Annotated in this window: 22 protein-coding genes; 10 read left to right on the top strand and 12 right to left on the bottom strand. The window is 66.9% G+C overall.

The window, feature by feature from the left end; genetic code table 11:
• Window positions 1–102: 102 nt before the first annotated feature.
• From hslU to gshB, 9 genes are all read right to left on the bottom strand, one after another.
• The gene (hslU, locus tag ACYUME_RS24120; RefSeq protein ID WP_279887792.1) at window positions 103–1,446 is read right to left on the bottom strand and encodes an ATP-dependent protease ATPase subunit HslU; all 1,344 of its coding nucleotides are present in this window, start codon (window positions 1,444–1,446) and stop codon (window positions 103–105) included.
• A 74-nt stretch (window positions 1,447–1,520) separates the two neighbouring features.
• Window positions 1,521–2,051, bottom strand: coding sequence for an ATP-dependent protease subunit HslV (gene hslV / locus ACYUME_RS24115; RefSeq protein WP_054884302.1), 531 nt, complete (start codon window positions 2,049–2,051; stop codon window positions 1,521–1,523).
• 284 nt (window positions 2,052–2,335) lie between these two features.
• Window positions 2,336–3,607 carry a dihydroorotase gene (locus ACYUME_RS24110; protein WP_279887794.1) on the bottom strand — a complete coding sequence of 424 codons (1,272 nt, stop codon included), beginning with the start codon at window positions 3,605–3,607 and terminating at the stop codon, window positions 2,336–2,338.
• Window positions 3,604–4,608, bottom strand: a complete 1,005-nt coding sequence (locus ACYUME_RS24105) for an aspartate carbamoyltransferase catalytic subunit (RefSeq protein ID WP_279887796.1) — start codon at window positions 4,606–4,608, stop codon at window positions 3,604–3,606. Before ACYUME_RS24105 ends, ACYUME_RS24110 begins: the two co-directional genes overlap by 4 nt.
• Before the next feature lie 12 nt (window positions 4,609–4,620).
• Window positions 4,621–5,139 carry a bifunctional pyr operon transcriptional regulator/uracil phosphoribosyltransferase PyrR gene (gene pyrR, locus ACYUME_RS24100; RefSeq protein WP_279887798.1) on the bottom strand — a complete coding sequence of 173 codons (519 nt, stop codon included), beginning with the start codon at window positions 5,137–5,139 and terminating at the stop codon, window positions 4,621–4,623.
• A gap of 51 nt (window positions 5,140–5,190) precedes the next feature.
• On the bottom strand, window positions 5,191–5,628 hold the full coding sequence (gene ruvX, locus ACYUME_RS24095; protein WP_279887800.1) for a Holliday junction resolvase RuvX: 438 nt from the start codon (window positions 5,626–5,628) through the stop codon (window positions 5,191–5,193).
• Window positions 5,628–6,197: a YqgE/AlgH family protein gene (locus tag ACYUME_RS24090; RefSeq protein WP_279887802.1), complete on the bottom strand. Its 570-nt coding sequence runs from the start codon at window positions 6,195–6,197 to the stop codon at window positions 5,628–5,630. Before ACYUME_RS24090 ends, ruvX begins: the two co-directional genes overlap by 1 nt.
• Window positions 6,198–6,394: 197 nt before the next feature.
• Window positions 6,395–7,294, bottom strand: a complete 900-nt coding sequence (locus ACYUME_RS24085; RefSeq protein WP_460417246.1) for an energy transducer TonB — start codon at window positions 7,292–7,294, stop codon at window positions 6,395–6,397.
• 91 nt (window positions 7,295–7,385) lie between these two features.
• Window positions 7,386–8,339 (bottom strand): glutathione synthase, encoded by a 954-nt coding sequence (gene gshB / locus ACYUME_RS24080; protein ID WP_460417245.1) that lies wholly within the window; start codon window positions 8,337–8,339, stop codon window positions 7,386–7,388.
• A 187-nt stretch (window positions 8,340–8,526) separates the two neighbouring features.
• Between gshB and pilG the strand changes: the two genes are divergently transcribed.
• The 7 genes from pilG to trhA all read left to right on the top strand — a co-directional run bounded on the left by pilG (window position 8,527) and on the right by trhA (window position 18,500).
• The gene (gene pilG, locus ACYUME_RS24075; protein WP_279887807.1) at window positions 8,527–8,928 is read left to right on the top strand and encodes a twitching motility response regulator PilG; all 402 of its coding nucleotides are present in this window, start codon (window positions 8,527–8,529) and stop codon (window positions 8,926–8,928) included.
• A 44-nt stretch (window positions 8,929–8,972) separates the two neighbouring features.
• Window positions 8,973–9,338, top strand: coding sequence for a twitching motility response regulator PilH (gene pilH, locus ACYUME_RS24070; RefSeq protein WP_279887809.1), 366 nt, complete (start codon window positions 8,973–8,975; stop codon window positions 9,336–9,338).
• The gene (locus ACYUME_RS24065) at window positions 9,335–9,889 is read left to right on the top strand and encodes a chemotaxis protein CheW (protein WP_279887810.1); all 555 of its coding nucleotides are present in this window, start codon (window positions 9,335–9,337) and stop codon (window positions 9,887–9,889) included. Before pilH ends, ACYUME_RS24065 begins: the two co-directional genes overlap by 4 nt.
• A 63-nt stretch (window positions 9,890–9,952) precedes the next feature.
• Window positions 9,953–11,977: a methyl-accepting chemotaxis protein gene (locus tag ACYUME_RS24060; RefSeq protein WP_460419441.1), complete on the top strand. Its 2,025-nt coding sequence runs from the start codon at window positions 9,953–9,955 to the stop codon at window positions 11,975–11,977.
• A gap of 11 nt (window positions 11,978–11,988) precedes the next feature.
• On the top strand, window positions 11,989–17,274 hold the full coding sequence (locus ACYUME_RS24055) for a hybrid sensor histidine kinase/response regulator (RefSeq protein WP_460417244.1): 5,286 nt from the start codon (window positions 11,989–11,991) through the stop codon (window positions 17,272–17,274).
• On the top strand, window positions 17,267–17,740 hold the full coding sequence (locus ACYUME_RS24050) for a chemotaxis protein CheW (RefSeq protein WP_460417242.1): 474 nt from the start codon (window positions 17,267–17,269) through the stop codon (window positions 17,738–17,740). The genes ACYUME_RS24055 and ACYUME_RS24050 overlap by 8 nt, the downstream gene beginning before the upstream one ends.
• Before the next feature lie 142 nt (window positions 17,741–17,882).
• Complete coding sequence (trhA, locus tag ACYUME_RS24045; protein ID WP_279884417.1) at window positions 17,883–18,500, top strand: PAQR family membrane homeostasis protein TrhA; 618 nt, start codon at window positions 17,883–17,885, stop codon at window positions 18,498–18,500.
• Here the strand turns inward: trhA and ACYUME_RS24040 are convergent.
• The 3 genes from ACYUME_RS24040 to ACYUME_RS24030 form a co-directional block, all read right to left on the bottom strand.
• Complete coding sequence (locus ACYUME_RS24040; RefSeq protein ID WP_460417241.1) at window positions 18,497–19,216, bottom strand: 16S rRNA (uracil(1498)-N(3))-methyltransferase; 720 nt, start codon at window positions 19,214–19,216, stop codon at window positions 18,497–18,499. The genes trhA and ACYUME_RS24040 overlap by 4 nt on opposite strands.
• Window positions 19,217–19,389: 173 nt before the next feature.
• Window positions 19,390–20,796, bottom strand: coding sequence for an adenosylmethionine--8-amino-7-oxononanoate transaminase (locus ACYUME_RS24035; protein ID WP_460417240.1), 1,407 nt, complete (start codon window positions 20,794–20,796; stop codon window positions 19,390–19,392).
• 73 nt (window positions 20,797–20,869) lie between these two features.
• On the bottom strand, window positions 20,870–21,301 hold the full coding sequence (locus ACYUME_RS24030; protein WP_460417238.1) for a hypothetical protein: 432 nt from the start codon (window positions 21,299–21,301) through the stop codon (window positions 20,870–20,872).
• A gap of 205 nt (window positions 21,302–21,506) precedes the next feature.
• On the opposite strand from ACYUME_RS24030, the gene ACYUME_RS24025 reads away from it, so the two are divergent.
• From ACYUME_RS24025 to ACYUME_RS24015, 3 genes are all read left to right on the top strand, one after another.
• A complete protein-coding gene (locus ACYUME_RS24025) occupies window positions 21,507–23,342 on the top strand; it encodes a flavin monoamine oxidase family protein (protein WP_460417236.1) in 1,836 nt (611 codons plus the stop codon).
• A 356-nt stretch (window positions 23,343–23,698) separates the two neighbouring features.
• On the top strand, window positions 23,699–24,250 hold the full coding sequence (locus ACYUME_RS24020) for a cytochrome b (RefSeq protein ID WP_460417234.1): 552 nt from the start codon (window positions 23,699–23,701) through the stop codon (window positions 24,248–24,250).
• A 34-nt stretch (window positions 24,251–24,284) separates the two neighbouring features.
• On the top strand, window positions 24,285–24,863 hold the full coding sequence (locus ACYUME_RS24015; RefSeq protein ID WP_460417233.1) for a YceI family protein: 579 nt from the start codon (window positions 24,285–24,287) through the stop codon (window positions 24,861–24,863).
• The last annotated feature ends 51 nt before the right edge of the window (window positions 24,864–24,914 follow it).

Here is a 24,914-nt window from a genome sequence, read left to right as displayed (position 1 = left end):
CGCAGCCCAATCGCGACACAAGGCCGCTCCTACAGGGAAGCGCGATCCTCTGTAGGAGCGGCCTTGTGTCGCGAAAGGGCCGCGCAGCGGCCCCATGCGGTCTTACAGGATATAGCGCGACAGGTCTTCGTTCTGCGCCAGCTCGCCCAAGTGGCTGTTCACGTAAGCGGCGTCGATGTGGATCGGCGTCTCGTCATGGGCGCTGGCCAGGTCACCGGCGCTGAACGACACCTCTTCGAGCAGGCGCTCAAGCAGGGTGTGCAGGCGGCGGGCACCGATGTTCTCGGTCTTTTCGTTGACCTGGAAGGCGATCTCGGCCAGGCGCTTGAGGCCTTCGTCGGCGAACTCGATGTTCAGGCCCTCGGTCTTGAGCAGGGCGCTGTACTGCTCGGTCAGCGAGGCGTGCGGTTCTTTCAGGATGCGCTCGAAGTCTTCCGGAGTCAGGGCCTTGAGCTCGACGCGGATCGGCAGGCGCCCCTGCAGCTCCGGCACCAGGTCGCTCGGCTTGCTCAGGTGGAACGCGCCGGAGGCGATGAACAGGATGTGGTCGGTCTTGACCATGCCCAGCTTGGTGTTGACGGTGCAGCCTTCGATCAGCGGCAGCAGGTCGCGCTGCACGCCTTCGCGCGAGACATCGGCACCGCCAACGTTGCCACGCTTGGCGACCTTGTCGATCTCGTCGATGAACACGATGCCGTGCTGCTCGACCGCTTCCAGGGCCTTGGCCTTGAGCTCTTCCTCGTTGACCAGGCGGCCGGCCTCTTCGTCGCGGACCATCTTCAGGGCGTCCTTGACCTTCAGCTTGCGTGCCTTGCGCTTGCCCTTGCCCATGTTGGCGAACAGGTTCTGCAGCTGGTTGGTCATCTCTTCCATGCCGGGCGGCGCGGCGATCTCGACGCCCATGCTCTCGGCGACCTCGATCTCGATTTCCTTGTCGTCCAGCTGGCCTTCGCGCAGGCGCTTGCGGAACAGCTGGCGGGTGTTGGAGTCGCCGCTGGACTGCTGGGCTTCCTCGCTGAAGCTGCTGACCCGCGCCTGCGGCAGCAGGGCGTCGAGGATGCGGTCTTCGGCGGCGTCTTCGGCGCGGTGGCGCACGCGGACGATCTCCTGCTCGCGGAGCATCTTCAGCGCGGCGTCGGCCAGGTCGCGGATGATCGACTCGACGTCACGGCCGACGTAGCCGACCTCGGTGAACTTGGTCGCCTCGACCTTGATGAACGGCGCGTTGGCCAGCTTGGCCAGGCGGCGGGCGATTTCGGTCTTGCCGACGCCGGTGGGGCCGATCATCAGGATGTTCTTGGGCGTGACTTCGGCACGCAGCTCGGCGGGGAGCTGCATGCGCCGCCAGCGGTTGCGCAGGGCGATGGCGACGGCGCGCTTGGCGTCGTCCTGGCCGATGATGTGGCGGTTGAGTTCGTGGACGATCTCGCGGGGGGTCATGGACATGATGAAAATGGTCCTCGAGCAGGGTGATCAGTGTGGAAAAGTCCCGCTGCGAGCGGGACGCCAGAACAACTGATTCACTCGGCCAGGTCCTGCTCCTCGATGGTCAGGTTGTGGTTGGTGAACACGCAGATGTCGCCGGCGATGTTCAGGGCGGTCTCGGTGATTTCGCGGGCCGAGAGGTCGGTCTTGTTCAGCAGGGCGCGGGCCGCGGCCTGGGCGTAGCCGCCGCCGGAACCCATGGCGATCAGGCCGTCCTCGGGCTCGACCACGTCGCCGTTGCCGGTGATGATCAAGGATGCGTCCTTGTTGGCCACGGCCAGCATGGCCTCCAGGCGGCTCAGGGAGCGGTCGGTGCGCCATTCCTTGGCCAGTTCGACGGCGGCACGCACCAGGTGGCCGGAGTGTTTCTGCAGCTGGGCTTCGAAGCGCTCGAACAGGGTGAAGGCATCGGCGGTGGCACCGGCGAAGCCGGCGATGACCTGGCCGTTGTACAAGCGACGGACCTTTTTGGCGTTGCCTTTCATCACGGTATTACCGAGGGAAACCTGGCCGTCGCCGCCCATGACGACTTTGCCGTTACGGCGGACAGAAACGATGGTAGTCAAGGGAGAGTCTCCACGCAGCGGGGCGAAAATGCCTGATGCAGACTCATATGGGGGGAGGGGGGAAGGATTTCAACCGGGGGGGATGAATGGTCGATGCTCTCCAGGCCTGCACGCGAACCTTGTAGGAGCGGCCTTGCCGGGGCGCCGGACCGGTCGGAAAGGGCTGCGAAGCAGCCCCAGGATCTCGGCATCATGCATGAATTGCTGGGGCCGCTGCGCGGCCCTTTCCGACCGATCCGGCGCCCCGGCAAGGCCGCTCCTACACAAAGCGGATGTGCGCTTTGTCAGGCCTCGTGGCAGACGTGCCCGTCGACCAAGGTATAACGCACCGCGCCCGGCAGGCAGTGACCGATGAACGGGCAGTTCGCGCCGCGAGAGAACCACTGCTCGCCGGCAACAGTCGACGCTTTCGGATCGAACAGCACCAGGTCCGCCGCGCCGCCCACCTTCAATTCGCCGGCCGGCAGACGCATGGCCGCGGCCGGGCCGTGGCTCAGGCGTGCCAGCAGGGTCGGCAGGTCGAGCAGGCCGTCTTCCACCAGGGTCATGGCCAGCGGCAGCAGCAGTTCGACGCTGCTGATACCCGGCTCGGTGGCACCGAACGGCGCCAGCTTGGCGTCGCGCTCGTGAGGCTGGTGGTGGCTGGAGATGGCCTGGATCACGCCCGACTTCACGGCCTCGCGCAGGCCGTCGCGGTCGGCGGGCGTGCGCAGCGGCGGTTGCACGTGGTACAGGCTGGAGAAGTCGCGCAGGGCTTCGTCGGTGAGGATCAGCTGGTACAGCGCCACATCGGCGGTGACCGGCAGCCCCAGCTGCTGGGCCTGGGCGATCAGCCGGGCGCCACGGGCGCTGGTGATCTGGCTGAAGTGAGCGCGCACGCCGGTCTGCTCGACCAGCAGCAGGTTGCGCGCCAGGGCCACGGTCTCGGCGCTTTCCGGGATGCCCGGCAGGCCGAGGAAGCTGGCCATCGGGCCTTCGTGGGCCAGGCCGCCCTGGGCCAGGTCACGGTCCTGGGAGTGGAACACCACGGTCAGGTCGAAGGTTGCCGCGTACTCAAGCGCGCGGGCCAGGGTGCGGTTGTTGGGAATCTCTTTCAGGCCATTGCCGAAGGCCACGCAACCGGTGTCGCGCAAGGCCACCAGCTCGGCCAGCTGCTCGCCGTCCAGGCCCTTGGTCAGGGCGCCGATCGGGTAGACCTTGCTGTTGGCCGCCTCGCGGGCGCGGTCGAGAATCAGCTCGGCTACCGCCGAGGTGTCCAGTACAGGCTTGGTCTGCGGCGGGCAGCACAGGCTGGTGACGCCGCCGGCTACCGCTGCGCGGGTTTCGCTGGCGATGTTGCCTTTGCGGCTGTAGCCCGGCTCGCGCAGGGAGACGCCGAGGTCGACCAGGCCCGGAGCGGCCACCAGGCCGTCGGCCTGGATCGTGCGGCTGGCGCTGAAGCCGGCCGGCGCCGCGCCGATGGCGGCAATGCGCCCGCCGTCCAGGTGCAGGTCGGTGATGCGGTCCAGGCCGCTGGCAGGATCGATGACCCGGGCGCCGATGATACTGATGGTCACTGGGCGTTCTCCTGCTCGAATTGACGTTGCGCGGTCTGTCCGCTCATGGCCATGGACAGTACGGCCATGCGCACGGCGATGCCGTAGGTGACCTGGTTGAGGATCACCGAGTGCTGGCCGTCGGCCACCGCCGACTCGATCTCCACGCCACGGTTGATCGGGCCTGGGTGCATGACGATGGCATCGGGCTTGGCCCCGGCCAGGCGCGCGGTGGTCAGGCCGAACAGACGGTAGAACTCGCCTTCGCTGGGCAGCAGGCCGCCGGCCATGCGCTCACGCTGCAGGCGCAGCATGATCACCACGTCGACGTCTTTCAGGCCTTCGGCCAGGTCGGTGTAGACCTTCACCCCGTACTGCTCGATGCCGATCGGAATCAGGGTTTTCGGGCCGATCACGCGGATATCCGGGCAGCCCAGGGCCTTGAGCGCGAGCATGTCCGAGCGGGCCACGCGCGAGTGCAGGATATCGCCGACGATCGCCACCGAGAGGTTCTCGAAGCTGCCCTTGTGCCGACGAATGGTCAGCATGTCGAGCATGCCCTGGGTCGGGTGGGCGTGGCGACCGTCGCCACCGTTGATCACCGCCACGTCCGGGCACACGTGCTCGGCGATGAAGTGGGCGGCGCCGGAGTCGGAGTGGCGCACGACGAACATGTCGGCGGCCATGGCCTCCAGGTTGCGCAGGGTGTCGAACAGGGTCTCGCCCTTGCTGGTCGAGGAGGTCGACACGTTCAGGCTGATCACATCGGCCGACAGGCGTTGGGCGGCCAGTTCGAAGGTGGTGCGGGTACGGGTGGAGTTCTCGAAGAACACGTTGCATACGGTCTTGCCGCGCAGCAACGGGACTTTCTTCACGGCCCGGGCGCCGACTTCGAGGAACGAGTCGGCGGTGTCGAGGATCTCGGTGAGCAGTTCGCGGGGCAAACCGTCGAGCGAGAGGAAGTGGCGCAGCTGGCCCTGGTCATTGAGCTGCAGCGGGCGCTTGGCGTCGAATGGCGTCATCGCGGGGGACTCTTAAAGGGCGGATGCGGAAGCGAGGTCCTGGCGCTCGAGGGCGAGCGGCGAAGGTCCGGTCAATTTTACCCGTTCATGGGCGGCCAGCGACAGGGTGGCGCCGAGCACGTTCGGGCGGATCGGCAGTTCGCCGGCATCCAGGTCGAGCAGGCACACCAGGGTCACGCTGGCCGGGCGGCCATAGTCGAACAGTTCGTTGAGGGCGGCACGGATGGTGCGGCCGCTCATCAGCACGTCGTCCACCAGCACCAGGTGCTGGCCTTCGATGTCGAACGGCAGCTCCGAAGGGCGTACCTGCGGGTGCAGGCCGTTCTGGCTGAAGTCGTCGCGGTAGAAGGACACGTCGAGGGTGCCCAGGGGGCTGTCGTCGCCCAGCGCCGCCTGCAGGGCCTGGGCCACCCACACGCCGCCGGTGCGGATGCCGATGAAGCGCGGTTCGACGATGCTGCGGCGGGCCAGGTGGGCGCGAAGGTCGACGGCCATCTGCCGGATCAGGTCGGCGGGATTGGGTAGGCTCATTGCGTGCTCCTTGGAAGGCGGGCGCCGGCGTGGTCCGGCGGCAAAGCGGATTTAAGTGTTGGCCTCCAGCCAGCCTTGCAGCAGCAGGGCGGCGGCGATGGCGTCGACCGGGTTGTCGCGGTAGCTGCCGTGGCGCCCGCCACGGGCCATCTGCTCGCCCTTGGCTTCGAAGGTGGTCAGGCGTTCGTCGTGGGTGTGCACCGGCAGGTTGTAACGACCGTGCAGGCGGCGGGCGAACTTTTCGGCGCGCTCGCTCATCTCGCTGGGCGTGCCGTCCATGTTCAGCGGCAGGCCGACGACGATGGCGTCGGGTTTCCATTCCTTGATCAGCTTCTCGACCTGGTTCCAGTCCGGCACGCCGTTCTGCGCCTTGAGCGTGCACAGCTCGCGGGCCTGGCCGGTGATGACCTGGCCGACGGCGACGCCGATCTGCCGGGTGCCGTAGTCGAAGCCCAGCAGCAGGCGTAGCTCAGGCTGTCGCTCGGCCATCAGGCGTGGCCCGCCTGGCTGGTCAGCAGGCTGAGGTTGATCCCCAGGCTGGCGGCGGCGGCATCGAGGCGCAGGTCGCTGGCCAGGCCGAAGATGATCTCGGGGTCGAACGGGCAGTTGAGCCAGGCATTGTCGGCCAGCTCCGCTTCCAGCTGGCCGGCTTCCCAGCCGGCATAGCCGAGGGTGATCAGGCTCTGTTTCGGCCCCACGCCCGCGGCGATGGCCAGCAGCACGTCCTGCGAGGTGGTCAGCGACAGCCCTTCCAGCGCCACGGTGGCCTGGAAGCTGCACTCGTCGCTGTGCAGCACGAAACCGCGATCGGTCTGCACCGGGCCGCCCTGGTAGATCGGCACGTGCAGGGTGCTGGCTGGCGGCTGTTCGTCCGGGCGCAACTGCTCGAGGATATCGGCCAGGTTCAGCTCCTGCGGGCGATTGACCACCAGGCCCATGGCGCCTTGGGCATTGTGCTCGACGATGTAGGTGAGGGTCTGGGCAAAGTTCGGATCGGCCATGTGCGGCATGGCGATCAGGAACTGGTGCTTGAGGTAGCTGGGGGCGAGGGTTTTCATGAGCGATAGTGTGGCGCCAGGTGGCGAGGCTGACAAGGTGCGCGAGAGGCTGTCGGTGACCCTTGTAGGAGCGGCCTTGTGTCGCGAAAGGGCTGCGTAGCGGCCCCAGGATCTTGGCCTCATGCAGAATCGCCGGGGCTGCTGTGCAGCCCTTTCGCGACACAAGGCCGCTCCTACAGGGGCAAGCAAGCCTTGCGTCAATTGCTCGACAGCTTGTCCCCGCGCGCAAAACGCCAGGTACGGATGATCTCCAGCCGGTCGAACTCGGCCAGGTCGCCGGTGAACGGCGCGAACGGCGCGGCCAGGCGCACAATGCGCTGGGCCGCCTGGTCCAGTACCGGCTGTCCGGACGACTCCAGCACCAGCACTTCGTACAGCGAACCGTCGCGATTGATCGACACCATCATGCGCAGGCTGCCGTACATCTGTTGGCGCCGGGCCTCCTCGGGGTAGTTGAGGTTGCCGATGCGCTCGACCTTCTTGCGCCACTCTTCCTTGTACCAGGCACCCTTGTCGCGCATGGTCGAGGCGGCATTGATGCGGTGAATGCGCGGGCGCTTGGCGTACAGTTGCTGCTCGTTGGACAGCTCCGCCTCGAGGCTGGCGATCTGGCTGGACAGCTGCGAGCTGTCGAAGTCCGGCACCTTGGTCTCGGGCTTGGGCTGCGGCTTGCTCTCTTTTGGCCTGGGCTCGACCTTCTGTGGCTTCGGCGCCTGGGTGGCGACCACCGACTTGGCCGGGGCCGGCGGTGTTTCCGGCCTGGCGGCCGGTGGCGGGGTGATCTTGTTGATCTTGCTGTCCTGGAACGGCGCCACCTCGGTGGTCTTGGGCAGCGCCTTTTTCTCCAGGGTGCCGCTGCCCTGCTGGTTGTCCTGGGCCTGGAAGTCGGCTTTCTCGGGCGCCTTCTCGCTCTTGAAGGTGGCCAGGGTGATGTCCATGGTGTGACGGATTTCGGCCGGCTTGACCACGCTGAAGCCCACGCCCAGGATCAGCGCCAGGTGCACCAGGGCTGCCAGGAACAGGGTAAAGCCGAGCCGGTCCGCCGGGCGAACGCGCGGTGGCAACAGGTCGGGCGGGATGTCGGCGAGCAGCGTCATCGGGTATCCAGCAACCGCGCAGTGGGGCAGCGGCTCAGTCGAAAAGGACCGGCATCATACCCCACTGCGTGGCATTGCCACCTGTCCTCGGTCAGCGCGCCTGCAGCTTGCGATCAATGGCATCCATCAACTGGCCACCGATATCGGTGTTGTAGGCCGCGTCGATCTCGCGGATGCAGGTCGGGCTGGTGACGTTGATTTCGGTGAGGTGCTCGCCGATCACGTCCAGGCCGACGAACAGCAGGCCCTTCGCGCGCAGCGTCGGACCGACCTGGGCGGCGATCCAGCGGTCGCGCTCGCTCAATGGGCGGGCCTCGCCACGACCGCCGGCGGCCAGGTTGCCACGGGTCTCGCCGCTGGCCGGGATACGCGCCAGGCAGTAGTCCACCGGCTCGCCGTCGATCATCAGGATGCGCTTGTCGCCGTCCTTGATCGCCGGCAGGTAGGCCTGGGCCATGATCTGCTGGGCGCCCAGCGCGGTCAGGGTCTCGAGGATCACCGACAGGTTGGGGTCGCCGGCGCGGTGGCGGAAGATCGAGGTGCCGCCCATGCCGTCCAGCGGCTTGAGGATCACGTCGCCATGCTCGGCGGCGAACTGCCGGATGATGTCCGGGCGGCGGCTGACCAGGGTAGGCGGCGTGCATTGCGGGAACAGCGTGGCGAACAGCTTCTCGTTGCAGTCGCGCAAGCTCTGCGGGCGGTTGACCACCAGCACGCCTTCGGTCTCGGCCTGCTCCAGCAGGTAGGTGCTGTAGACGAACTCCATGTCGAACGGCGGGTCCTTGCGCATCAGGATCACATCCAGCTCGCTCAGCAGGCTGTCCTGCTCCTCGCCCAGTTCGAACCAGCGGGCCGGGTCGGCGAACACCCTGAGCGGGCGCATCCGCGCGCGGGCCTTGCCCTGGCCCTGGTACAGGTCGCGCTGCTCCATGTAGAACAGGTCCCAGCCGCGGGCCTGGGCGGCCAGCAACATGGCCAGCGAACTGTCCTTCTTGTAGGAGATGGACGCGATGGGGTCCATGACAATCCCGAGGCGAACGCTCATGGGGTAGTTCCTCTTGGCGGCCGGTGGCCGCGATGGCACGAAAGAAAAAAGTGGCTCAGGGTGGCGCCGGGCGCGCCCCTGGTCAAGGGGGCGGCGGATGGAATGGCCATCGCGAGTGTGCTAAAAAGGCCAGGCACATGGCCTGCACGGCCTTTTGGCGAATTCGCTCCCAGGCAGAAGCGCGACTATGGAACAACCCCTGAAGGTGATGGTGATCGACGATTCCCGCACGATTCGCCGCACCGCCCAGATGTTGCTTGGCGAGGCGGGCTGCGAGGTGATCACCGCCAGTGACGGCTTCGACGCCCTGGTCAAGATCGTCGACCACAAACCCCGGATCATCTTCGTCGATGTGCTCATGCCGCGCCTGGACGGCTACCAGACCTGCGCGGTGATCAAGCACAACAGCGAATTCAAGGACATCCCGGTGATCCTGCTGTCCTCGCGCGATGGCCTGTTCGACAAGGCTCGCGGCCGGGTGGTCGGCTCCGACCAGTTCCTGACCAAACCCTTCAGCAAGGAAGAACTGCTCGATGCGATCCGCGCCCATGTGCCCGGTTTCGCCGCGCAGGACCCACACGCACCCTGACACCGCCCAGTGGCGGCGTCTCACGTTCCTCATGGGGAAACAGCATGGCCCGAGTTCTGATTGTCGACGACTCGCCGACAGAGATGTACCGATTGACCGAATGGCTGGAGAAGCACGGCTATGGGGTACTCAAGGCCGACAACGGTGCCGATGGCGTGGCGCTGGCGCGCCAGGAGAAGCCCGACGCGGTGCTGATGGACATCGTCATGCCCGGCATGAACGGTTTCCAGGCCACCCGCCAGCTGAGCAAGGACCCGGAAACCAGTGCCATTCCGGTGATCGTGGTGACCACCAAGGATCAGGACACCGACCGTATCTGGGCCCAGCGCCAGGGGGCCCGCGATTTCCTGACCAAGCCGGTGGAAGAGGGCGCGCTGATCGCCAAGCTCAAAGAAGTGCTCGGCGCTTGACCACCCGCCCCCAGGGCGCGTCGCTGACCGCCTTCGAGCTGTTGCTGGACATCGACCGGCGCTGCCGCCTGCTGGTGGCCGACCAGCCGCCGCAGGACACGCGCCTGCAACAGTGGAGCGGCATCGGCTTTCGCATCGCCGGGCAATGGTTCGTCGCGCCCATGGGCGAGGTCGCCGAAGTGTTGCGCGAGCCCCGCAGCAGCCGGGTCCCGGGCGTGCAGCCCTGGGTGCGCGGGGTGGCCAACCTGCGCGGGCGGCTGTTGCCGGTGATGGACCTGTGCGCGTTCTTCGGCCTGGGGCCGGCGGCCCCGGGCAAGCAGCGGCGGGTCTTGGTGCTCGACCACGAAGAGCTGTTCGCCGGGCTGCTGGTGGACGAGGTGGTGGGCTTGCAGCATTTCGCCCTGAGCAGCCTCGAACTGTCGCCGCCGCAGCCTCTGATCCGTGCCGCGGCGGCGTTCGTGCAAGGGCACTTCCCCCGTGAACGCAACTGGGCGATCTTCAGCCCGTTCGCCCTGGCCCAGGCGCCGGGCTTTCTCGACGTGGCGTTGTAGAGGACTTTCGACGTGAACAAGCCAGGCCCCATCGTTCCCACCGCGACCGTTTCCCCGGCCGCCGTGGCCCAGCGGCCGCGCAGCACGGCGCAGATCACCGTGCTGTTCGTGGTGCTGATCCTGTCGATCATCCTGCTGTTCGCCAACTTCGCCTACCTCAATACCCAGGCCAACCACGACAAACAGTACATCGGCCATGCCGGCGAGCTGCGCGTGCTGTCCCAGCGCATCGCCAAGAATGCCACCGAGGCCGCTGCCGGCAAGGCCCTGGCGTTCAGGTTGCTGAGCGATGCGCGCAACGATTTCGAGCGGCGCTGGAGCTACCTGCGCGAAGGCGACAAGACCACCGGCCTGCCCGCCGCGCCCGCGACCGTGCGCGACGAAATGGACGCGGTGCGCCAGGACTGGGAGAACCTGCGCAAGAACACCGACACCATTCTCGCCAGTGAGCAGACCGTGCTGTCGCTGCATCAGGTGGCCGCCACCCTGGCCGAAACCGTGCCGCAGCTGCAGGTGGAGTACGAAAAGGTCGTCGAGATCCTGCTGCAGAGCGGCGCCCCGGCCAGCCAGGTGGCTGTGGCCCAGCGCCAGTTGCTGCTGGCCGAGCGCATCCTCGGCTCGGTCAATACCGTGCTCGCCGGTGATGACAGCTCGGCGCAGGCCGCCGATGCCTTTGGCCGTGATGCCAGCCGCTTCGGCCAGGTGCTCGAAGGCATGCTCGCCGGCAATCCGGCGATCCAGGTGACCCGGGTCGAGGACGCCGACGCTCGGGCCCGCCTGGCCGAGATCGCCGAGCTGTTCCAGTTCGTTGCCGGCTCCGTGGATGAAATCCTCGAGACCTCGCCCGAGTTGCTGCGTGTGCGCGAAGCCGCGAGCAATATCTTCAGCCTTTCGCAGACGTTGCTCGACGAAGCCTCGCACCTGGCCAACGGTTTCGAGAACCTGGCGGGCGGGCGCACCCTGGACACTGTCGGCGGCTACGTGCTCGGCTTGCTGGCGTTGGCCTCGATCATCCTCATCGGGCTGGTGATGGTCCGCGCCACCAGCCGCCAGTTGCGCGAGACCGCCGAGAAGAACGAGCGCAACCAGCAGGCGATCATGCGCTTGCTCGATGAAATCGAAGAGTTGGCCGACGGCGACCTGACGGTCACCGTGTCGGTCACCGAGGACTTCACCGGGGCCATCGCCGACTCGATCAACTATTCGGTCGACCAACTGCGCGACCTGGTGGCCACCATCAACCACAGCGCCGAGCAGGTCGCCGCCGCCGTGCAGGACACGCAGAACACCGCCCGCCAGCTGGCCAAGGCCTCCGAGCACCAGGCCGAGCAGATCAGCGAGGCCTCCGAGGCGGTGGGCGACATGGTCGAGTCGATCGACCGGGTCTCGGCCCATGCCTACGAGTCGGCCAAGGTGGCCGAGCGCTCGGTGACCATCGCCAACAAGGGCAACGAGGTGGTGCACAACACCATCCACGGCATGGACAACATCCGTGAGCAGATCCAGGACACCGCCAAGCGAATCAAGCGCCTGGGCGAGTCTTCCCAGGAAATCGGCGATATCGTCAGCCTGATCGACGACATTGCCGACCAGACCAACATTCTCGCCCTCAACGCGGCGATCCAGGCGTCGCTGGCCGGCGAGGCCGGGCGCGGCTTCGCCGTGGTCGCCGACGAGGTGCAGCGCCTGGCCGAGCGCTCGTCCTCGGCCACCCGGCAGATCGAGGCGTTGGTGCGTACCATCCAGGCCGATACCAACGAGGCGGTGATTTCCATGGAGCAGACCACCGCCGAGGTGGTGCGCGGCGCGCGCCTGGCCCAGGATGCCGGGGTGGCGCTGGCCGAGATCGAAGGCGTGTCGCAGACCATGGCCGAGCTTATCCACAGCATCTCCGATGCCGCCCAGTTGCAGACCTCGTCCGCCGGGCAGATCTCCCACACCATGGCGGTGATCCAGCAGATCACCGCGCAGACCTCCGCCGGCTCCGGCGCCACCGCCGACAGCATCCGCCACCTGGCGCGCATGGCCAGCGAGATGCGCCGCTCGGTGTCCGGCTTCACCTTGCCGAAACCGGCGCAGCGATCGTGAGGGCGCTGGGCGTGACAGCGAGCACGGGGCACCGCGAACGCCACGACACGGTGGCCCTGGCCTGGACCAAGGCACCGATCCTCGATTGCCTGGGCCAGGCGCGCCAGGCCCTGGAGCGCTTTTCGGGCGAGCCGGGCGACGTGTCGATGCTGGCATTCTTCGTCGACAACCTGCATCAGGTCCATGGCTGCCTGCGCATGCTCGAACTGCCGGGCGCCATGCGCCTGGCCGAGGAGCTGGAGCTGCTCGGGCGGGCCATGGTCGACGGCCAGGTCAGCCCTCGCGGCGATTGCCTGGGGGCGTTGTTCCGTGGGTTGGAGCAGTTGCCGCCATACCTCGACCGGCTGCGCGGCGCACGGCACGACCTGCCGCTGGTGGTCATGCCGCTGCTCAACCAGCTGCGCGCCTGCCGGGGCGCCGAGCCGCTGGCCCAGGCCAGCCTGCTGGGCGAGCTCGGGCAGCGCCTGGCGGGGCCGGCGGACCTGGCCAACCTCGATCTTTCCCTGGGCAGCTGGCGCGAGCACATGCAGGCTGGGACCGGGCGTGACGCATTGCACTCGGTGGTGACGGCGCTGTGCGACGACCTGATGCGGATCAAGGACCGCCTGGATCCGTTCGTCGCCGGCGAGCGCGCGCCGAACGAACCGCTGGAAGCCCTGCTCGCGCCCCTGCGGCACGTCGCCGATACCCTGGCGGTGCTCGGTTTCCAGCAGCCGCGGCGGGTGATCATCGATCAGGTCCTGACGTTGCAGGCCCTGGTCGAGCGGGACGGGGCGGTGGATGAGGCGGTGTTGATGGACGTGGCTGGCGCGCTGTTGTACGTCGAGGCGACGCTCAACGGCATGGTCGGCCCGCTGGAAGAGACCGCCCTCGGCAGCCTGCCGGGTTCGGACCTGGCCGATCTGCGCCAGCTGCTGCTCAACGAATGCCTGAACGTGCTGCAACAGGCCAAGGACCTGATCGGCGATTGCCTGGAGTCGGACTGGTCGCGCCAGCGCCTGCAGGCCTTGCCGGGCCTGTTGCAGCAGGTGCGGGGGGCGCTGGCCATGCTGATGCTGGCTGACGCCGCCGAGGTGTTCGGCGGTTGCGCCGGTTACGTGCAGGGCTGGCTGGTTCACCTCGAGGACGAGCCGTCGGCGGACGAACTGGCGCACCTGGCCGATGCGTTGAGCGCAGGCGAAGCCTGGCTGCAGTGGCGGGTGGCCGACCCGTTGGCCGACGCCCAGCGCTTTCTCGACATGGCCCGGGCCAGCCTGGCCGCACTGGGCGTGCAGTGTTCGCGACTGGTCGCCACTGGCGGCCTGGCCGGGGACGAGGTCGATGACGAGCTGCGCGAAGTGTTTCTCGAAGAAGCCGGCGAACTGTTGCCGGAGATCGAGCGCCACTGGCTGCGCTGGCGCGCCGACAATGGCCTGCGCGATGCCCTGGTCGAAGTACGCCGCGCCCTGCACACGCTCAAGGGCAGCGGACGCATGGTCCACGCCGAGGCCTTGGCGGAGCTGGCCTGGGGCGCCGAACACCTGCTCAACCGGGTACTGGAAGGACGTATCGTGCTCAGCTCAGAGGGGTTGGTGGCGTTGCAGCAGGTGTTCGTGCGCCTGCCCGACCTGCTGGCCGACTTCGCCGCCGGTCAGCTGTCGGCCAGCGCGGAAACCGAACAGTTGGCAGGCCACCTGCATGCCCTGGCGCTCAATGACGCGCCGGCCAGCGCCCGCGTCGATGGGCTCGACCCGCAGTTGCTGGAGATCTTCCGCAACGAGGCCCAGACCCACCTTGCCGGGCTCGATGCCTATCTGCACAGCGCCGATCCCCTGGGCGCGCCGGTCAGCGACAGCCTGCAGCGCGCCCTGCACACGCTCAAGGGCAGCGCGGCCATGGCCGGGGTGATGCCGGTGGCGGAACTGGCCACAGCGCTTGACCGACTGGTGCGTGAGTACAAAGGGCATCAGTTGCCCCTGAAGCTGGCCGAAATCGAACTGCTGGAGGCTGCGCGGGCGTTGTTCCACCTGGGGCTGACGCAGCTGGACAGCACGCCGCTGGCCGCCATCGCGGGGGCGGCGCAGCTGATCGAGCAGGTCGGGTTGACGGTCGATGCCAGGCTGGCGCAACTGCAGGCCGAACCGCATGCGCCGCGCCGGGCCCGGCGCGACCCGCAGCTGACCGCCACTTTTCTGACCATGGGCATGGATATCCTGCTCGACGCCGAGGCCCGCCTGGCGCATTGGCAGGGCGATCCCACGCAGCACCACGAACTGCAGTTGCTGCTCGATGAAATGACCACCTTGGGCCACGGCGCGCACCAGGCCGAGCTGTGGCAGGTGGACGAGGTCTGCGAAGGCCTGCTGGACCTGTACGGCGCGGTGGAGGAGGGCAGCCTGGCGGTGACGCCGCGGTTCTTCGACGTCGCCCGGCAGGCCCACGAAGCGCTGCTCGATCTGTTCGACGAGATCGCCGCCGGGCAGGACCCCAGCGCCCGCCCGGAATGCCTGGCGGCTCTCTACGGCCTGCTCGACGATGCCCTCGACCCGGCCGCCATGGGGTTGGTCGGCGCCGGCGCGGTGACGCCGCTGATCGTCGCGGGCGAGTTGCCTGACCCTGCGGTCGTCGAGCTGTTCCTCGAGGAAGCCGGGGACATTCTCGATGGCGCCAACCAGGCATTGCACCAGTGGCGGCAGGACCCGGACAGTGTCTCGGCGTTGTCCGTGCTGCAGCACGACATGCTGACCCTGAAGGGCGGCGCGCAGATGGCGGCGATCGGCGCGGTCGAGGTGCTGGCCCAGGAACTCGCGCTGCTCTACGAAGCGCTGGTGGACCGCCGCCTGGGCGCCAGCCCGGCACTGTTCGAGCTGCTCGGGCGTAGCCATGCCGCCCTGGCCGACATGCTGCAGAGCCTGCGCCAGGGGCAGCCACCGGTATCGGCGGCGGCGTTGCTCGGCGAGCTGCGTGAATTCCGCCACGGCGCGCCGCCTCCCGGCGTGGTCGAGTCGCCGGGCGACCAGCAGGAGGCCGCCAGTGACAAGGAGCTGCTCGAGGTGTTCCTCGAGGAGAGCTCGGACATTCTCGAAAGCGCCGCCGAGTCCCTGGCGCGCTGGCAGGCCGATCCGCGTGGCACGGTCGAGGTGGAGAACCTGCTGCGCGACCTGCACACCCTCAAGGGTGGCGCGCGCATGGTCGAGATCGCCGCGATCGGCGACCTGGCGCACGAGCTGGAGTTCCTCTACGAGCTGCTGGCCGCCGGGCGCCTGCCACCGACCGCGCCGCTGTTCAGCCTGCTGCAGAACTGCCATGACCGTCTGGCGCACATGCTCGATGCCGCGCGGCTGGGCCAGCCGCTGCACGCGGCGACGGCGCTGATCGACTATATCCGCAATTTCTCCAGCGCCGCGCTGACCGACAGTGTCGCTGGCCAGCCCCAGGCCGAGTCGGCCCCCGCCGAAGCGCCCGCCGCCGCCCCCGAGCGGACCGGGGACATGGTCAAGGTCGATGCCGAGCTGCTGGACGACCTGGGCAACCTGGCCGGCGAACACTCGGTGATCCGCGGACGCATCGAGCAACAGGTCAACGACGCCCAGTTCGCCCTCAACGAGATGGAGACCACGCTGGAGCGCATGCGCGACCAGCTGTTGCGCCTGGACATCGAGACCCAGGGGCGGATCTCCAGCCGCCAGCAGCTCGAAGGCGACACCTACGACGATTTCGACCCGCTGGAGATGGATCGCCACTCGCAGTTGCAGCAGCTGTCCCGCGCCTTGTTCGAGTCGACCTCGGACCTGCTCGACCTCAAGGAGACCCTGCTCCAGCGCGCCCAGGAAGCGCACGGTCTCCTGCAGCAGCAGGCACGGGTCAACAGCCAGCTGCAGGAAGGCCTGACCGCCACCCTGATGGTGCCGTTCGAGCGCCTGGTGCCGCGCTTGCAGCGGGTGGTGCGGCAGGTGGCCAGCGAGCTGGGCAAGCAGGTCGAGCTGGTGGTCGGCAACGCCGAGGGCGAGTTGGACCGCAGCGTGCTGGAGCGCATGGTCGCGCCGCTCGAGCACATGCTGCGCAACGCCGTCGACCACGGCCTGGAATCGCGCGAGGCGCGCCTGGCGGCAGGCAAGCCGGAGCAGGGCACCATCCACCTGAACCTGCTGCACGAAGGCGCCGACATCGTCATCGAGATGAGCGACGACGGCGCCGGGGTGCCGCTGGAGGCGGTGCGCAACAAAGCGATCAAGCGCGGCCTGCTCGATCCGCAGGCGCGCCTGAGCGACCACGAGATCCTGCAGTTCATCCTGCGCCCGGGGTTTTCCACCGCCGAGAAGATCACCCAGATTTCCGGGCGCGGCCTGGGCATGGACGTGGTCCACGAGGAGGTCAAGCAGCTGGGCGGTGCCATGAGCATCGAGTCCAGCCCGGGCAAAGGCGCGCGTTTTCTGATCCGCCTGCCGTTCACCGTGTCGGTGAACCGGGCGCTGATGGTTCATGTCGAGGATGAGCAGTACGCCATCCCGCTGAACACCATCGAGGGGATCGTGCGCGTGCCGCCGGCGGAACTCGAGGCCTGCTACCGGCTCGATCCGCCGCGCTACACCTACGCCGGGCACGACTACGCGCTGCGCTATCTGGGCGAGCTGCTGCAGGGCAGCGGCCACTCCAGCCTGCTGGGCCAGAGCGTGCCGCTGCCGGTGCTGCTGACCCATTCCCACGAACAGTCGTTTGCCATCCAGGTCGACAGCCTGTCGCCCAGCCGCGAAATCGTGGTCAAGAGCCTCGGCCCGCAGTTCGCCGCGGTGCCGGGGCTGTCGGGCGCAACCTTGCTGGGTGACGGCCGGGTGGTGCTGATTCTCGACCTGCTCGGCCAGTTGCGCGGCCAGCAACGGCGTCTGGCGCGCTTGCCGGGCGCAGCCGACGGCCAGCACGCGCTGACCGGGCCAGCGCCGCGACGGCCATTGCTGGTGATGGTGGTGGACGACTCGGTGACCGTGCGCAAGGTTACCAGCCGCTTGCTCGAACGCCACGGCATGAGCGTGCTGACCGCCAAGGATGGCGTCGATGCCATGGCCCAGCTGGAGGAGCATCGCCCGGATGTGCTGCTGCTGGACATCGAGATGCCGCGCATGGACGGCTTCGAGGTGGCCACGCGGATCCGCCGCGACGAGCGCCTGAAGCAGCTGCCGATCATCATGATCACCTCGCGCACCGGGCAGAAGCACCGCGACCGGGCCATGGCCATCGGCGTCAACGAATACCTTGGCAAGCCTTATCAGGAGTCGGTCCTGTTGCAGAGCATCGCCCACTGGAGCCAGCCTCATGCTTGAGCATATCGCCGGCCAGCGCAGCAGCCTGACCGGGCTGCTGCTGCCCTTGGGCGACCGTACCCTGGTGCTGCCCAATGTGGCGGTGGCCGAGCTGATCGGCCATCGCGCCCTGGCCTGCGAGCCGGGCGAGCCGGCTTGGCATCTGGGGTGGGTCGACTGGCGCCAGCAGCGCTTGCCGCTGATCGGCTTCGAGGCGGCCTGTGGCGGCCAGACCGTGTGTGGCGAGCGGGCGCGGATCGTCGTGCTCAACGCGCTGGGCGATACCGGCTTGCGCTACCTGGCGGTGCTGCTGCAGGGCATTCCGCGCTCGTGCAAGCTCGATAGCCAGCTCAACTATGTGGATGTGCCGCTGGCCGCGCTGGAGCTGGCGGCGGTGCAGGTGGGCGAGCAGGTGGCGCGGGTGCCTGACCTGGCGGCGCTGGAAAGATTGGTGCGTGACGCGCAACTGCAACCTGTCGCTGGCTAGGATGTGATGCTCAGGGCCTGTTCGCGGGTAAACCCGCTCCCACAGGATTTGTGCATGTTCCCTGTGGGAGCGGGTTTACCCGCGAACAGGCCGGAACCGACTCCACCAGGAACCCGCCGCGCCTCAGGAGGTCTGTGCTTGCATGTACTACGGTGAACGTTTCAACGCCTGGACCCATCTGGTCGGTGCGGTGCTGGCCTGTATCGGTGCGGTCTGGCTGATCGTCGCGGCCGGCCTGCAAGGCGATCCCTGGAAGATCGTCAGTTTCTCCATCTACGGCTTCACCCTGCTGCTGCTCTACAGCATCTCCACCCTCTACCACAGCACCCGTGGGCGGGCGAAGCGGGTCATGCGCAAGCTCGACCACCTGTCCATCTACCTGCTGATCGCCGGCAGCTATACGCCGTTCTGCCTGGTGAGCCTGCGCGGGCCGTGGGGCTGGAGCCTGTTCGGGGTGGTCTGGGGGCTGGCGCTGATCGGCATGCTGCAAGAGATCAAGCCGCGCTCGGAGGCGCGGATCCTGTCGATCGTCATCTACGCGGTGATGGGCTGGATCGTGCTGGTGGCGGTCAAGCCGCTGCTGTCCAGCCTGGGGGCCGCGGGGTTCGCCTGGCTGGCGGCCGGCGGAGTGTTCTATACCGTCGGCATCATCTTCTTCGCCTTCGACAGCCGCTTTCGCCACTGGCACGGCATCTGGCACCTGTTCGTCATCGCCGGCAGCCTGATGCACTTCGTCGCGGTGTTCTTCTACGTCCGCTAGAAGTCGCCCCACAGCTGCTGGGCCACCGACAGCGCCACCACCGGCGCGGTCTCGGTGCGCAGCACCCGAGGGCCGAGGCGGGCGGCGTGATAGCCGCTGGCCTTGGCCTGCTCGACTTCCGTCTCGCTCAGGCCGCCTTCGGGGCCGATCAGGAAGGCCAGCTTCGCCGGCTTGTCATGGCTGGTCAGTGGTTCGGCCACCGGGTGCAGCACCAGCTTGAGATCGGCCTCGGTGTCTTTGAGCCACTCGGCCAGGGTGAGCGGCGGGTGGATGACCGGCAGGGTGGAGCGGCCGCATTGCTCGCAAGCGCTGATCGCCACCTGGCGCCAGTGCGCCAGGCGCTTGTCGGCGCGCTCGTCCTTCAGGCGCACTTCGCAGCGTTCGCTGACGATCGGGGTGATTTCGTTGGCACCCAGTTCGGTGGCCTTCTGGATTGCCCAGTCCATGCGCTCGCCGCGGGACAGGCCCTGGCCAAGATGGATGTGCAGCGGCGAGTCGGCCTGGCCGGGCAGGGCCTGGTCGAGGCTGACGCGCACGCTTTTCTTGCCGACTTCGAGCAATTGGCCGAGGTATTCCTGGCCGCTGCCGTCGAACAGCTGCACGGCGTCGCCGGGGGCCATGCGCAGCACGCGGCCGATGTAGTGGGCCTGGGCTTCGGGGAGGTCGTGCTCGCCGAGGGCCAGAGGGGCGTCGATGAAGAAGCGGGAGAGTCTCATGGGGGGCTCATTGAAAGGATTAACTCGACTTCTGTAGGAGCGGCCTCGTGTCGCGAAAGGGCTGCGAAGCAGCCCCAGGATTTTAGCGACGACGCATAGATTGCTGGGGCCGCCTTGCGGCCCTTTCGCGACACAAGGCCGCTCCTGCAAGGGTATGTGCTTTGCTCCGCAGGCTAGCCCGGATCGCGGAAGTCGGGGTGGAAGTCGGCCGGCACCGCCACGCTGACGCTATCGCGGGTGGCAATGTCGATCCCTTCCGTGGCCACCTCGGCCAGGAAGTCGATCTGCTCCGGGGTGATCACGTAAGGCGGCAGGAAATACACCACGCTGCCCAGCGGACGCAGCAGCGCGCCACGGGTCAGGGCGTGTTCGAAGACCTTCAGGCCGCGACGTTCCTGCCAGGGGTAGGCGGCCTTGCTTGCCTTGTCCTGGACCATCTCGATCGCCAGGGCCATACCGGTCTGGCGGATCTCGGCGACATGGGCATGGTCGGCCAGGTGCGCGGTGGCGCTGGCCATGCGCGCCGACAAAGCCTTGTTGGCCTCGATCACGTTGTCCTGCTCGAAGATGTCCAGGGTCGCCAGGGCTGCGGCGCAGGCCAGCGGGTTGCCGGTGTAGCTGTGCGAATGGAGGAAGGCGCGCAGGGTCGGGTAGTCGTCGTAGAAAGCCTGGTACACCTTGTCGGTGGTCAGGCAGGCGGCCAATGGCAGATAGCCGCCGGTCAGGGCCTTGGACAGGCACAGGAAGTCCGGGCGGATGCCGGCCTGCTCGCAGGCGAACATCGTGCCGGTGCGGCCGAAGCCCACGGCGATCTCGTCGTGGATCAGATGCACGTCGTAACGATCGCAGGCTTCGCGCAGCAGCTTGAGGTACACCGGGTGGTACATGCGCATGCCGCCGGCGCCCTGGATCAGCGGCTCGACGATCACCGCGGCGATGCTGGCGTGGTGTTCGGCCAGGGTCTGTTCCATGGCAGCGAACATGTTCCGCGAGTGCTCTTCCCAGCCCATGCCTTCGGGGCGCAGGTAGCAGTCGGGGCTGGGCACCTTGATCGTGTCCAGCAGCAGGGCCTTGTAGGTCTCGGTGAACAGCGGCACATCGCCCACCGACATCGCCGCGATGGTTTCGCCGTGGTAGCTGTTGGTCAGGGTGACGAAGCGCTTTTTCTGCGGTTTGCCGGTGTTCTGCCAGTAGTGGAAGCTCATCTTCAGCGCCACTTCGATGCACGACGAGCCGTTGTCGGCGTAGAACACCCGGTCCAGGCCAGCGGGCGTCATGGCGACCAGGCGCTCGGACAGTTCGATCACCGGTTGGTGGCTGAAACCGGCGAGGATCACATGCTCCAGCTGGTCGACTTGATCCTTGATGCGCTGGTTGATGCGCGGGTTGGCGTGGCCGAACACGTTGACCCACCAGGAACTGACGGCGTCCAGGTAGCGCTTGCCCTCGAAGTCCTCGAGCCATACGCCCTCGCCGCGGCGAATCGGGATCAGCGGCAGCTGCTCGTGGTCTTTCATCTGGGTGCAGGGGTGCCACAGGACCTTGAGGTCGCGCTGCATCCACTGATCGTTGAGGCCCATGGGCACTTCTCCTGGCGTTACGGCTCGGTTTGACCGCGTAAGCCTAAGCAATGCCGGGGGGCAGGACAACCGCTCAATGACGCCAGGCCGGAAGCCACTCCAGCTGACGGATATGCATGATGCACTGGGGCAGGGTCGACAGGGTCAGGCGGTCGAGCGGGCCGGGCACGTCGTGCCAGAAGGGGCCGAGGCTGCACGGGCCAGGGGTGAACTCGATGTAGGCGCCCTCGTGCAGGGTCAGCCAGTAGGACGTCGAGGCCGCCTTGCCGAGTGTCTTGATGTCCACCTCGAGCAGCAGGCAATCGATCGTCTGGCCAAAGCTGATTTCGATTTCGCTCTGGCCGAGCACGATCAGCTCCGTGCCGACGTGCCCTTCGTCGGATTCGTAGCGCGCGCTGTAGGCGATGCCGTTGGTCACGATACTCAGGCCGGTTGGCGTGTGCCAGATGATCTCGGGCGTCGGCGCTGACGGCGTCCACTTGGCAAAATCCTCTGTGTAGATCACCGTCGGGTCCCCGGCCTGCCTCTGGAGTGCCTGCCAAGCCTGAACGGTCTTGCGCCTGCTTGCTACTGACAAAAATACCAGTTGCCAAAAGCACTTGATGTCACTGCGGTGGCAGGGTGGGCGGAGGTGACGTATTCTTAACGCATCTCTCCCGGGGCATTCTTCCCCGTCTCTTCTATCGCTTCTCTAACCGGAGTTCGCCATCATGGCTGCTGCTTGGGTGCGCCTGTGCGCGTTGGTATTGATCGGGGTGTCCAGCGGTGCCGCGCTGGCCAAGGAAAAGACGGCGATCGTCGTCGGTGGCGGCCTGGCGGGCCTGACCGCGGCCTACGAGCTGCAAAGCAAGGGCTGGCAGGTCACCCTGCTGGAGGCCAAGTCGGGCATGGGCGGGCGTTCGGGCCTGGCCACCAGTGAGTGGGTCGGCAACAGCAAGACCCAGCCGGTGCTCAATCAATACCTCGAGCAGTTCAAGGTCGGCACCCTGCCGGCGCCCGAGTTCGTGCGCACCCCCGGCTACCTGATCGACGGCGAATATTTCAGCGCCGCTGACCTCGCCACCAAGCAGCCGGCGACGGCCGAGGCGCTCAAGCGCTACGAGAAAACCCTGGACGATCTAGCCCGTTCCATCGACGATCCGCTCAACCCAGCGGCCAACAGCACCCTGTTCGCCCTTGACCAGATGAACGTCTCCACCTGGCTCGACAAGCTACAACTGCCGGCTACCGCCCGTCAGCTGGTGAACCAGCAGATCCGTACCCGCTATGACGAGCCGTCGCGCCTGTCGCTGCTGTATTTCGCCCAGCAGAGCCGCGTGTACCGCAACGTCAGCGACCGCGACCTGCGCGCGGCGCGCCTGCCAGGTGGCAGCCCGGTGCTGGCCCAGGCCTTCGTCAAGCAGCTCAAGACCATCAAGACCAGCTCGCCGGTCACTGCCATCATCCAGGACAAGGATGGGGTGACGGTCAAGGTCGGCGCCGTCGGCTACCAGGCCGATTACCTGGTCATGGCCGTGCCGCTGCGTGCCCTGGCCAGGATCCAGATGACCCCAGGCCTGGACGGCCAGCACCTGGCCGCCCTCAAGGGCACCAATTACGGCTGGCGCGACCAGCTGATGCTCAAGTTCAAGAACCCGGTGTGGGAGAGCCGTGCGCGCATGTCCGGCGAGATCTTCAGCAACACCGGCCTGGGCATGCTGTGGATCGAGCCGGCGCTCAAGGGCGGCGCCAACGTGGTGATCAACCTGTCCGGCGACAATGCGCGCCTGCTGCAAGCCTTCGGTGACAAGCAGATGGTCGACCAGGTGCTGATCCGCCTGCACGCCTTCTATCCGCAGGCCCGTGGTGCCTTCACTGGCTACGAAGTGCGCCGCTACAGCACTGATGCCGGCATGGGCGGTGCCTACCTGGCCTATGGGCCGGGCCAGATCAGCAAGTACTGGCGGCTGTGGGAGCGCCCGGTGCAGCGCATCGCCTTTGCCGGCGAGCACACCGACGCGCTGTACCCAGGCACCCTCGAAGGTGCCCTGCGCAGCGGCCAGCGCGCCGCGAGCCAGGTCCAGGACCTGGCCGCGGGCAAGTCGTTCGACCCGGTCAAGGCCGCGCCGGTTGCCGCCGCAGCCGCTGCCGGAGCGGTAGGTGCAGCCGCAGCGAAGGACAAGGGCGGATTCTTCTCCAACCTGTTCGGTGGCTCCGCCGACAAGGCCCCGGCCAAGCCTGAGCCAGTGAAGGTCGAGGAGGCCAAGCAGGACAAGCCGGGCTTCTTCTCGCGCCTGTTCGGGGGGGGTGACAAGCCCGAGGCCAAGGCGGCGCCGATCGCCAAGGCCGAGGAGGTAGCACCTGCGCCTGCCCCAGCACCGGTCGCTCCGGCGCCTGTGGCCAAGGAGGAACCGGTGAAACCGGCCGCCACCAAGCCAGCGCCAGCCAAGCCTGCGGTCAAGCAGGCACACAAGCCCGCAGCCAAACCGGCTCCGGTGAAGAAGGCCACCGCCAAGTCGGAACCGGCCAAGAAGCCGGCGGCCAATAGCCAGGCCAAGGCCGGCTGACCCTTCCACAGGCAATTGCCCTGTCTCTTGTGGGAGCGAGCTTGGCGGTGCGCTGAACCCGCCGCCAAGCAGGCACCGCGGTGCTTGGCACCGGCTTTGCCGGTGTTCGCGGGCGAGCCCGCTCCTACAGAGATCACGCCAGTTAAGAAATCTCAGCAAGACAGTTGCTCACACAGGCTTGCCGAAGCGACGGTGCTGGCAAGCTCATCCCTAACGTCTATCGTTAATGTTTCCTTAATAGGAAGCTTTCACACTAAATATCGGATTTTTCGATAATCCAAAGCAATTTTTTGTGCTTTTATTCGATACGTTACGCGTTAGTCTTGTGCACAGCTTTCACGGGGAAATACGCCAACATGCAACTGCGCAACTCATCTTCTCGCTATGGCCTGGTCAGCATCATCCTGCACTGGGGCGTGGCGCTGGCGGTCTTCGGTCTGTTCGGCCTTGGGCTGTGGATGGTCGGTCTGGATTATTACAGCCCCTGGCGCAAGTCCGGCCCCGACCTGCACAAGAGCATTGGCCTGGTGTTGCTGGCGGTGATGCTGCTGCGTGTACTGTGGCGTCTGGCCAGCCCGCCACCGCCGGCCCCGGCCAACCACGGCAAGGTGACTCGCCTGGCCGCCAAGCTGGGTCATCTGGCGCTGTACCTGGGCCTGTTCGCGGTGATGATCGCGGGCTATCTGATTTCCACCGCCGACGGTGTCGGCATCCCGGTGTTCGGGCTGTTCGAAGTGCCGGCCTTGGTCAGCGACCTGCCGGACCAGGCCGATACGGCCGGGGTGATCCACTTGTGGCTGGCCTGGGGCCTGGTGATCTTCGCCGTGCTCCACGGGCTGGCGGCGCTCAAGCACCATTTCATCGACCGTGACGCGACCCTCACCCGCATGCTGGGCCGCAAAGCTTGACTCTCACCCTCAATTGCATAGGAAGGAATAAAGGATGTTGAAAAAGACTTTTGCCGCTCTGGCGCTCGGTACCGCCCTGATCTCCGCCGGCCAGGCCATGGCCGCTGAGTACAAGATCGACAAGGAAGGCCAGCACGCGTTCGTCGACTGGAAGATCAGCCACCTGGGCTACAGCTTCATCCACGGCACCTTCAAGGACTTCGACGGCAACTTCACCTGGGACAGCGCCAAGCCCGAAGCCAGCAAGATCAGCGTCGACCTGAAGACCGCCAGCCTGTGGTCGAACCACGCCGAGCGTGACAAGCACATCGCCAGCGCCGACTTCCTCGATGTGAAGAAGTACCCGGATGCCAAGTTCGTCTCCACCAGCGTCAAGTCGACTGGCGACAAGACCGCTGACGTCACCGGCGACCTGACCCTGCACGGCGTGACCAAGCCAGTCACCTTCAAGGCTGTGTTCAACGGCGAGGGCAAGGACCCGTGGGGCGGCGAGCGTGCCGGCTTCAATGCCAAGACCACCCTTAACCTGAACGACTTCGGCATCAAGGGCCCGGGCGCGACCTCCCAGACCCTGGACCTGGATATCAGTGTCGAAGGCGTGAAGCAGAAGTAAGCCTCAAGATTCATTCGCGGGTGAACCCGCTCCCACAGTTCAAGCATTGCG

The organism is Pseudomonas sp. microsymbiont 2 (assembly GCF_054788395.1).
Note: the sequence above shows the minus strand (reverse complement) of the source record. Positions and strands in the feature narration are given on the sequence as shown.